Here is a 10,954-nt window from a genome sequence, read left to right as displayed (position 1 = left end):
GCCGGAGGTTTTCTAGACAAAGTTATCGAGAAAAAGATTATTTAAATCTTTTCTCGATAAACTTATTTAACATTTAATCTTCTAATGTAAAACTCTTATCATTAAGTTTAAAATTGCCTTTTAATCCATCTGTTAAGTATACCTTTGAGTCTTTAGTTACGAAAATAGCTTCTGCTCCTTGTGACTTAACAAATTCCTTACCTTTATCTACTCCCATACAGAAGGATTTTGCCAAAGCATCTCCATCTATAGATTTATCTGTAACTATTGTAACGCTAGCTAAATTATTATCCACTGGATATCCTGTTGAAGTATCTAAAATATGATGATATCTTTTTCCATCTTGTTCAAAATATCTTTCATAAATACCAGATGTAACTATTGTTTTGTTAACAACTTCTATGGTTGCTAAGTATTGACCTCTTTCGGTGTTAGGATTTTGTATTCCTATCTTCCAGTCATCACCGTTCACTTTTGATCCAAGTGTTAATATGTTTCCGCCTAAATCTATTATTGCATGTTCCACTCCATTTGCTCTTAAAACCTCTGCTACAGCATCTGCAGCATAACCTTTAGCTATTCCTCCAAGATCTAGTTCCATTCCTGGGTTTTTAAGCATAACTTCTTTTGTATCTTCTTTTAATAATACATTTTCGTAATTTACTAGCGGACGCTTACCATCAATCTCTAATTTTGCAGGTACCCTTGCATGATCTGTATTGATTCCCCAAAGCTTTACTAATGGTCCTATACTTATATCAAATACGCCTTTCGTAAGTTCACCATAAGACTTACCTTTTTGTATTACATAAAAAGTATCATCTGATACCTTAACATACCCTTTTCCTGAATTTCTATTTACCTCAGATATCTCACTTGTTTCGCTACTAGCATTCATCCTGCTATCAACTTCTTTTAAAACATCAAAAGCTTTATCTAGTACAGTTTCTGGAACATCATCATATATTGTTACTTTACATGGTGTATCTAATAATATATCACTTTTAGATATTGGTTGAAAATCTGCTTTTTTATTACCACAAGACATTAAACCCAAACTCATAATTAAACTTAATCCAAGTATAAAAAAGGACTTTGTTTTTCTATTCTTAATCATTTTATTCCTCCGTATAATAATAACTTTAGTTACTTATCTTTTGTTATTTTAACACAACCAATTCAAATTTAGAATTGGTTATCTATAATTAATATGTTACAATATATTAAATTTAGCAGGAGGAGTATTTATTATGCATCTAACAAAAATTCATCATATTGCTATAATATGTTCAAATTATAAAGTGTCTAAAAAGTTTTATACTGAAATATTAGGACTTAAAATTATTCGAGAAGTTTATAGGGAGGCTCGTGATTCTTATAAGCTTGATTTGTCAATTGGTGATAGTCAAGTAGAACTATTTTCTTTTCCAAACTCTCCTGATAGACCAAGTTATCCTGAAGCCTTGGGTTTAAGACATTTAGCATTTGAAGTTGATAATATAGATGAGGTTGTTTCTGAACTTAAATTCCATAACATAGATGTAGAGTCTATACGTATTGATGAGTTTACAGGAAAGAGGTTTACCTTCTTTAGTGATCCTGATAAACTTCCTATTGAATTATATGAAAAATAAATTGTCTGAATATTCTTGACTTCTTCTTTTATAAACTATACAATAGAATAAATAAAAATAATTAAAGACTGTGATGAGGAGGAGTATATATACTCTGGAAACAAAGAAAGGGAATGTTGATGGAAATTTCCCATGAAGGATATATAGAAGGTAGCCTCGGAGTTGTTAATGGAAATGTAAAGAGTAGAGTTAAACGGAGTCCCACTGTTAAAAGGGAAGTAGTATCGGTAATAGATTTATTAACCTGTACTATATTAAGTGTGTATTTTTATATACAAATCAAGGTGGTACCGCGGAGATATAATCCTTCGTCCTTATTATTAAATAATTAGGATGAGGGATTTTTTATTTTATTATAAAGGAGATTTTGATATGAAATTAAATGGGGCACAAATAACTATCAAACTTTTAGAATTACATGGTATAAAAACCATAGCAGGAATTCCCGGAGGAGCAAATCTTCCTCTATATGATGCTTTATATGACAGTAATATTACGCATATACTCGCAAGACATGAGCAAGGAGCTGCATTTATAGCTCAGGGCATGACACGATCTACAGGAGAAGTTGCTGTGTGTTTTGCTACTTCTGGACCAGGGGCTACTAATTTACTAACTGCTATAGCAGATGCAAAGCTGGACTCTATACCAATAATTGCAATAACAGGTCAAGTTCCCTATTCTGCTATAGGAACTGATTCATTTCAAGAGGTTGATACCTATGGTTTAACTATTCCTATAACCAAACACAATTTTCTTATAAGATCTATTGATGAACTATTTTCTATAATACCAGAGGCCTTCAGACTTGCTAAGGATGGAAGACCAGGACCTATAGTTATTGATATACCTAAAAATATTCAAACTCAGGTAATAGAAATTGACTGTTTTCCTGATTTAGAAGTTGAAATAACAGATGACAAAGCTACTACCCATGGTGTTTCAGAAGCAGTTGATTTAATTCAAGCCTCTAAAAAACCTATTTTATATATAGGAGGTGGTATTGTTAATTCAAATTCTTGCTCTGAAATATATGAGCTTTCAAAAAAGAACTCAATACCTGTTACCTCAACGCTTATGGCCTTAGGGTGTTTTCCTTGTGATGATCCTCTTTATCTTGGAATGCTTGGAATGCACGGAGCTAGATACACTAATATGTTGTTAAATCAAGCCGACTTAATAATAGCCTTAGGTGTAAGATTTGATGATAGAGCTGTTGGTAATGTAACTAAATTCTGTCCTAATGCTAAAATAATTCACATCGATATTGATGAATCAGAAATAAATAAATTGAAACAAGCTGATTTATCTTTAGTAGGAGATATAAATTCTTTCATAAAAGCTTTAACCGCTGTTATACCTAATAACTCAAGAGAAGAGTGGCTAAATATTATTGAGGATTTTAAGCTTAGGTTTCCACTAGCATTACCAAAAAAAGAAGATATATTTCATCCCATGAATATAATAAAATATGTTTCATCAATAGTAACTAAAGAGGCTATAATATCCACTGATGTAGGTCAACATCAGATGTGGGTAGCTCAAACTTATCCTTTTAACAAACCAAATACCTTACTTACTTCTGGTGGGTTAGGTACCATGGGGTTTGGGTTACCAGCTGCTATAGGTGCTGCTTTAGCTAATGATGACAAAGAAGTTATCTGCTTCTCTGGAGACGGCTCAATACTTATGAATATTCAAGAGTTAGCTACTTTAAAGGACTTAAATCTAAATATTAAAATAATAATCCTTAATAATGGAAGATTAGGTTTAGTAAAACAACAGCAACAACTTTTTTATAAAGAACATTATATTGCCTCTAAATTTATATCCAATCCTGATTTTACTTTAATAGCTAAAGGATTTGGAATAGATTCCTGTGATTTAAGTAAAGAAGATAATCCTATGGATAAGCTTAAAGAAGTATTGTTAAAAACAGGCCCATATTTAATAAACATCCCAATTGACCCAACTTCAAATGTATATCCTATGGTTCCACCAGGAGAATCAATTGACAAAATGGTTGGAGGTGAAAGCTATGCACAATAATAATGATATTAAATCCTTACACAATAATAACCATATAGCTATAGAATTACTAGTTAATAATCATCCTGGAGTGATGTCTCATATAACTGGTTTATTCTCAAGACGGGCATTTAACCTAGAAGGGATATTGTGTGGTTCTATTGGTGATGGTTCTAAGAGCAAAATGTATCTATTAGTGAAAAATGATGCATTTTTAGAACAAATAATTAAGCAGGTAAGAAAACTTCATGATGTATTGGATATTGAGGTTTATGAGGATTATGATGAGAGTATTTTTAGAAATCCTGAAAGATTTTTAAATATTGAATAACCATTAAAATATAAAAAGGTGAACAATCATTTAGAAATATCTAAATTGTTCACCTTTTTATGCTTAGTATACAAGCATAATTTTCCCCATTTTTTAACCTGCACTTTCCTCAAAGTATATGTTAGAAAACTCAACATTCATCGTCTCTACCAATCTATTCTCCATTAAATTTCCAACGTCTACATTTTGTTCTTCCGTTTGTATATCAGGAAGTGAAACAATAAATCTACTGCCTTCACCTTCTTTACTTATTACATTTATATCCCCACCTAATGCATTAACCAATAACTTAACGAGACACAATCCTATTCCTGTCCCTTCAGAACTTCTAGTTAACTTATTATCTGCTTGACCAAACCTATCAAAAATTATCTTTTGTTTGTCCTTCGCTATACCTACTCCTTCATCTCTAACCTCTAAAACAATCTTATCTTTTTTTTGGTATATACTTATATATATTTGTTTACCAGATTCAGTAAACTTAATGGCATTCGATAATAAATTTAGAAGTATTCTTTCATATTTTTCGTCATCGAGAGCTATTATTTTTTCATTAAAATCTGATGAAAAGGATAGTTTTATCCCCTTTTTCTCCGCAAATAAATTTACAGACTCAGAAATAACTTTAGTAACTGAAACGATATCTAGATTTGTTCTATTGAGTTTAAGATAGCCCGAATCAGCTTTAGTTATATCCAAAAGGTTATTAACTAATCTTAGTTGCTGCAAAGCAGACTTATTTATCTTATTTATATATTTAATAGAAGTGGGTGTTAACTCATTTTTACATATAGCTTTTATCAACTGAATTGCTGAGGTTATTACCGTAAGTGGAGTTCTAAACTCATGGGATATAAAAGAAAAGAAATCCTTCTGCATAATTAATATCTTCTCTAACTCCTTTTTCTTAGCTATCTCTGGAGTAACATCTACTAATACCAATATTATCTCTTCTATTTCACCCTCTTCATTAAGTATAGGATTATATATAATATTCTCATAGTAAGTTTTATTTCCCTTAACAATTTCACTATTTTTAATAAACACTGCTTTTCCTGTGTCTTTCATATCATCTATTAATAGCAAATGTTCTTTTAGTATCTCCTCTGGAGTTATTCCAGTCTTAACTAAATACTCTGATGCTGTTTTATTATATCCTATTACCTCATAGTATGGATAAGATATTCTCCATATAGGTAACTGAAGATTATCAATCAAATTCAGGAAATTATCTCTTTGTTGTTTTAATTTCTCTTCGTAATATATACTATCTGAATACTCTCCTGATTCGCTTATTGATTTAAAATTATTATAAAACTCTTTTGCTTTCTTATTTAAAAAAGTAATATTATTATTGCTATCTAAAAAAACTAACCCTTGCGAAACATCTTTAATGATACCTGTTAATCTATTTAATTTATCTTTATCAGCCCTATCTTCAAAATTATTTATTTCCTTAAAAAAATAAATAATTTCTTCCTTAGGCAACTCAATTTTACTAATTTCAATTTGTTTTAACTCGTTATTTTTAGTTTTTAATTTAACCTCATTGCAACCATACTCTTCATAAATCTCTAACATTTCAGCTACTCTCTCTATACTGTTCCCACTTAATTCATCCATATTATAGCCAGTTAATTTTTCGAAAGAACCATTACCTCCGATTATATTATTATAGTAAGTAATCAAATATGGAGAATTTGTATTGCTAGCCTTTAAAATACCATTCAAAATAAACATCTCCTATCTCATAAATTGTTCTATATATGTTTTTCACTCAACTTGCTTAAGATAAAAATGCTTTATCCTTAATTAAAACAAATTTGATTTTATCAAAAACCAATAACAGCTATTTAGTAAAAAATTGTATTAAATAAATTAACTATTCTAATATTACCATAATTATCATATTAAGTTAATTATATCCTTAATTAATTTAAGAAATATAAAAACTGCTTTAAAATAGCTCTTATATCTATTTTAAAACAGTTTATTGTAATAGTTTTAACCTTTAATGTCATATCCAGTATTTTCTATACATATTTTTATTTGTTGTCTAGTTGCAGGTTCATTAAACTCTACTTCTACTGTACCTCTATTAATATCTACTTCAACTTCTTGAACTCCAGTTATTTTATCTAAAGAATTACGAAGCTTAGTTCTGCTCTCAGAGTTTACAAGTCCCGAAACATCATAGTGAACTTTTTTCATAACTATTCTCCTTTCTATAATACTGATATCTATAGTATTATAGAAAAAACTTCTTTTATCCTAGTATATTATTGTTAACTTTTTCTTTTTCTAGTTTATATAATTTTAAAAATGCTAAACTTGATATAAATAATACTACTCCACTTAATGTCCATCCAATTGATATTGAATATTGTCTCGAAATATATCCTATACCTATAGAACCTACCATTCCTCCAAACTTCATAAATAGTGATTCTAAAGATAGTAGCGTTGCTCTATTGTCACTTTTGACTTCATTATTAAAAAGCGTATAATAAGGAGATTCTGACATTCCATTCACTGAATAAAGAACCAAATAACCTATGGCAAATCCTATAATATTATTTTGAAATGCCAAAATTATAAATAATATCCCTAAAATACTTCTTAGTATTATAAGAAGCTTTGCTAGATTGTTATCTACAAGTTTACATATATGACTGGATGCATAGCTTCCTAAAGCTCCCGCTAGAAAATATCCGCTACTTAAAACCCCTAATATTAAGTCACCACTCTCTAAACCTACAATAGTTTTTACCTTCGGTTGCCAAAAAGCTTCTAGTCCTGAAAAACCTATTCCCCAGGCAATGGCGGTTAGTAATAGTAAAAATATATATTTATTTTTCACGCCCTCCTTTACTGAGTTTTTTAATATAATAGGAAATGTTTTAAAGCTTTTTAAAATATCTTGTTTTCTATTTTCATATTCATTTTCTTTTATTAATACTATTGTGAGTAGTATATGGATTAGTAGTAGTAATATTTGAACAATAAAATTCCCTGAGTATATACTTAACCCCCATTTTGTATTGACTATACTACCTAAAGTCATAGGTAATATTCCTCCAACGATAGAACTTAGAGCTAAAAATATAAAGGTGAAGATTTGAACTATAGATAATGCCTTTTGTAGATTTTCATCAGGATATTTTTCTTTAAATTCATCTACAAACCAAGCATCTATTGTCCCTGAAGACAATGCCTGAACAACTCCATTAATTGCGGCAACTAAAGCTAACAACGTAAATCCGCTTACAAACATAAATAGAAAACTACATATTAGTGAAGCTGTCATTGCTATCATATACACACGTTTCCTGCCTATGGCATCTGACATAGCTCCCGAAGGCAGTTCCATTATGATTACCATAGCAGATTGAATAGAGATTAATAGTCCTACTTCTAAAAAATCCAGACCTTTATCTAAAAGAATCATTGTAATTACTGGTATAGTTAATCCCATTATGAGCCAATGGAAAACTCTATTAACAATATAAATTTTAATAAGTTTATTGTTTTTCATCTTAATTATTTCCCCCTTTGTTTTGATGTTTTTATTATATAATGTAGCCTTAACACCATATCAATAGGGTATTTTTTAAGTTTATAAACAAAAAAAGTGCAAACCATTGGGTCTACACTATCTTTTTCCATGAAATATATAGAAGTAAACTTTTTCTCCTTCTTGGAAGTAAGGTTCATATATTCCACCTTCATCAACTAAGTCAGATACAAATTCATTCCTCTTTTTATATCCAAGGCTGTTAATACTATCTTTAATGAAACTTTTACTAAAGTTTTTTCTATAGCACTCCTTAACATCACTGTTTTTATTAAAATTTTTAAATACTATATAAGAACCTATTAGTTCAGATTTCTCTTTGATATATCTCTCTAAAGAATTAAGCAAAAAATTCTCATGTTCAAAACCATAGTTGCTACTACCAGAAATATCAAATAGTACATCTATTTGATTCTCTTTAATAGGTAAATTTAAAAAATCTGAACATATAAAAACAATATTTTTCTTTTCATCTGCCTTTTCTAAAGCTGATTTTAAAAATCTATGTCTATTTATATCATGATCTACAGCTATATAAATAGATGTAGAAGGAATATGTTCATACATTCTTCTTAAAAAAAATCCTAAACCTGAACCTAATTCTAACATTGTTCTATTTTCATATGTCTCAAGGTTTATATTTTTATATAATATTTCATGACCTTTATACATATTATCTAAATAATTAGAGTTTGTGTTATTTATATAGTCAATAATTCTTGTTTGCTTAATCTCTTCAAATTCTTGTTGAATTGTATCTACTATTAATATTCCGTCGTCAATTACATATTCTTCTCCACAATCACATTTAAGCTTTCCATTGATGACTTGGTTATTTTCTATGTTTCCATCAACTAATGAAAGATCTCCCCTACACTTTGCACAGCATAGATTAGATAGCACTTTTATATCAATACCTATCTTTCTTTTAGCCATAGTGCTTTTGCTAGATATCTCAGATATTTTTTCTTCCAGCATACCTTTATTTTTCAAAAGTAGCTCTATTTCAGAATCAATTTCTTCATATTTACTCTCAAATATTTCTTTATAATATTCATTTTCTTCATATTGAGTTAAACTTGCAAGCCTCTTATAGTAGAATATAGACTTAATTTCTTTTAGCTCAAAACCCATAGACTTAAATATGAGTATATCTTCTAAATCCTTTTGACAGGCTTCATCAAACTCATATTGAGTTCCATTTTTGCTAGGCAATATCAAGTCTAAGTTCATGTAATGTCTAATAGTATCTATACTTAACTTATTTATCTCTGAAAATTTCCCTATTTTCATCCTAAATCACTTCTCTAATTTTTTATTTTTTATTATTTGCTTAACCATGTATATTATAAGTCTTATTATTAGATATATCATAAAAATGTATATAAACCCCAAAACACCTGCAACAACATCTGCAAATTCCATATTACCTCTTTTAGTAATTTTTTGTCCTATTTCAATTCCAAATACTATAACAAGTAATACTGTAAATGTATATATAAATGATATAACCGTTATACTATATTTTGCTACCCATTTGAATAGAGCATGAGTTATTGCAAATATAATTATACCTATAACTCCTATGATTATAAAATGTAACTGCTTATCATTAAAACCCCAATTTAGCTTATCGGTTACTATCTCTAAAAAGTCATGTATATTATTTACAATTTCCATTAACATCTTAATTATTTTTGTCACTAACTCTCACCCCTTTATTTATCACCTAAGTATTATTTTATTGCTCCATCATCTTCTCTAAATGTGCTTACAAGATCTTTTGTCATTTCTAGCTGAACCCATTTGTCCTTAAACCAATTTTCTAAAGCCTTTTTTCTCCCCTTTGAAATTCCTTCAAATACATTTTCCGAATGATTTTTAAGTCTTCTGTTTAGTAAATAAGCTAATTGTAACTTCATATTTTTGCCCCCATTCCCCAAGTAAGTCGAATTAAATTTCGTTATTATATGTACATTTTCTCCCCAATATTTTTTACCGTTCGACTTTATACCTAATTATAAATCCTCTATTTTCTTACGTCAAATAAACATAAATACATAGATAATTACTTGTTTATCTAATTATCTAATTACCTACTTATCTAATTAGATAATTAAGTATGCACTTCTATTCTGTAGAGACTTCTTCTCAAGTCTCATCAATTCCTTTTAACTTTTATTAACAAATGATTAGACTGACGCTGAGAATCGCGTCTACCGATCAGCAGTGCACTTCTATTCTGTAGGGGCTTCTTCTCAAGCTCCATCAAATTCCTTATTACTTTTATCCTTTAGAACCACATTGAAATAAAGTGCATTGAATTAACACTTTATTTCAATGTGTGTTGATTTAACATTTTATAATAAGGTGATCTGAATTTAACACTTTATAATAAGGTGCATATAATTTTATATAGTTATATTTATTTCGGGAGGATTTGCTTTGAATTTTTCTAATCCATATCAAGTGCGTCAAGATACTAGTGCTTATGGAACTTCTTTTCCAAGTTCTTTTCCACCCCAACATCAACCCATTCAACCTGGCATAGAGGCTTTAATGACCCCAAGACCTATATTTGATAATCCTAACTATAAAGGAAGTGGTAAGTTAAAGGATAAGGTAGCTATTATAACTGGAGGAGATAGTGGTATAGGTAGAGCCGTTTCTTTAGCATTTGCAAAGGAAGGATCTGATATAGTTATAGTCTACCTCTATGAGCATGAAGATGCTGAAGAGACAAAAAATTTAGTAGAAGCTCAGGGAAGGCGTTGCCTTTTAATTGCTGGGGATTTAAAAAAGGAAGACTTCTGTAAAAAAATAGTTGATGATACCATTAAAACCTTTGGTAAACTAGACATTCTAGTAAATAATGCTGCAATTCAATTCTATAAGCCAAATTTATTAGATATTACAGCAAAACAGCTTGAAGATACATTTAGAACAAATGTCTTCCCTCTCTTCTTCGTAACTCAAGCTGCATTACCTTATTTAAAACCAGGAAGTTCCATAATAAACACAGCCTCAGTAACTGCTTATAGAGGTAATAAGGACTTAATAGATTACTCTTCTACAAAAGGAGCCATTGTATCTTTTACTAGAGCCTTAGCTATAAACTTAGTTTCCCAAGGTATAAGAGTAAACGGGGTTGCTCCAGGTCCTGTTTGGACTCCACTTATTCCTTCAAGTTATCCAGCTGAGGAAGTTGAAAAATTCGGTAAGGATAGTCCTATGCATAGAGCTGCTCAACCGGTAGAATTAGCACCTGCCTATGTTTATCTTGCTTCTGAAGATTCTACTTACGTTACTGGAGAAATAATTCATGTAAATGGTGGCGGTTTTGTTGCAACATAAGTAAAAAAATAAATGCTGAAAATTAATTCAGCA

General features: G+C 29.8%; 11 protein-coding genes and 1 other annotated feature. Of the genes, 4 read left to right on the top strand and 7 right to left on the bottom strand.

The genetic code is table 11. The annotated features are described in order from the left end of the window. Positions 1–73 precede the first annotated feature (73 nt). Entirely contained in the window at positions 74–1,117 is a 1,044-nt protein-coding gene (locus tag B3N22_RS07115) for an FAD:protein FMN transferase (protein ID WP_286905848.1), read from the bottom strand. 133 nt (positions 1,118–1,250) lie between these two features. Between B3N22_RS07115 and gloA2 the strand changes: the two genes are divergently transcribed. The 3 genes from gloA2 to B3N22_RS07100 all read left to right on the top strand — a co-directional run bounded on the left by gloA2 (position 1,251) and on the right by B3N22_RS07100 (position 3,993). Beyond that, the gene (gene gloA2 / locus B3N22_RS07110) at positions 1,251–1,634 is read left to right on the top strand and encodes an SMU1112c/YaeR family gloxylase I-like metalloprotein (RefSeq protein ID WP_286905847.1); all 384 of its coding nucleotides are present in this window, start codon (positions 1,251–1,253) and stop codon (positions 1,632–1,634) included. 61 nt (positions 1,635–1,695) lie between these two features. Beyond that, positions 1,696–1,953, top strand: a binding site (T-box leader). Positions 1,954–2,006: 53 nt separating this feature from the next. Beyond that, on the top strand, positions 2,007–3,683 hold the full coding sequence (gene ilvB, locus B3N22_RS07105) for a biosynthetic-type acetolactate synthase large subunit (RefSeq protein WP_286905825.1): 1,677 nt from the start codon (positions 2,007–2,009) through the stop codon (positions 3,681–3,683). Further along, positions 3,673–3,993 carry an ACT domain-containing protein gene (locus B3N22_RS07100; RefSeq protein WP_073020079.1) on the top strand — a complete coding sequence of 107 codons (321 nt, stop codon included), beginning with the start codon at positions 3,673–3,675 and terminating at the stop codon, positions 3,991–3,993. The genes ilvB and B3N22_RS07100 overlap by 11 nt, the downstream gene beginning before the upstream one ends. A 93-nt stretch (positions 3,994–4,086) precedes the next feature. Here the strand turns inward: B3N22_RS07100 and B3N22_RS07095 are convergent, their stop codons facing one another. The 6 genes from B3N22_RS07095 to B3N22_RS07070 all read right to left on the bottom strand — a co-directional run bounded on the left by B3N22_RS07095 (position 4,087) and on the right by B3N22_RS07070 (position 9,489). Next, on the bottom strand, positions 4,087–5,724 hold the full coding sequence (locus tag B3N22_RS07095) for an ATP-binding protein (RefSeq protein WP_286905824.1): 1,638 nt from the start codon (positions 5,722–5,724) through the stop codon (positions 4,087–4,089). A gap of 273 nt (positions 5,725–5,997) precedes the next feature. Further along, the gene (locus tag B3N22_RS07090; RefSeq protein ID WP_021804160.1) at positions 5,998–6,204 is read right to left on the bottom strand and encodes a heavy-metal-associated domain-containing protein; all 207 of its coding nucleotides are present in this window, start codon (positions 6,202–6,204) and stop codon (positions 5,998–6,000) included. 55 nt (positions 6,205–6,259) lie between these two features. Further along, entirely contained in the window at positions 6,260–7,528 is a 1,269-nt protein-coding gene (locus B3N22_RS07085) for an MFS transporter (RefSeq protein ID WP_073020078.1), read from the bottom strand. Positions 7,529–7,645: 117 nt separating this feature from the next. Next, positions 7,646–8,860 carry a methyltransferase domain-containing protein gene (locus B3N22_RS07080; RefSeq protein ID WP_073020077.1) on the bottom strand — a complete coding sequence of 405 codons (1,215 nt, stop codon included), beginning with the start codon at positions 8,858–8,860 and terminating at the stop codon, positions 7,646–7,648. Between the two features lie 6 nt (positions 8,861–8,866). After that, a complete protein-coding gene (locus B3N22_RS07075) occupies positions 8,867–9,271 on the bottom strand; it encodes a hypothetical protein (protein ID WP_286905822.1) in 405 nt (134 codons plus the stop codon). Between the two features lie 32 nt (positions 9,272–9,303). Next, complete coding sequence (locus B3N22_RS07070) at positions 9,304–9,489, bottom strand: hypothetical protein (protein ID WP_286905818.1); 186 nt, start codon at positions 9,487–9,489, stop codon at positions 9,304–9,306. 523 nt (positions 9,490–10,012) lie between these two features. On the opposite strand from B3N22_RS07070, the gene B3N22_RS07065 reads away from it, so the two are divergent. Further along, on the top strand, positions 10,013–10,921 hold the full coding sequence (locus tag B3N22_RS07065) for an SDR family oxidoreductase (protein ID WP_275299656.1): 909 nt from the start codon (positions 10,013–10,015) through the stop codon (positions 10,919–10,921). Positions 10,922–10,954: the final 33 nt, after the last annotated feature.

Source organism: Clostridium sp. UBA1652, assembly GCF_002320975.1.
GTDB lineage: Bacteria > Bacillota > Clostridia > Clostridiales > Clostridiaceae > Clostridium_T > Clostridium_T intestinale.
Note: the sequence above shows the minus strand (reverse complement) of the source record. Positions and strands in the feature narration are given on the sequence as shown.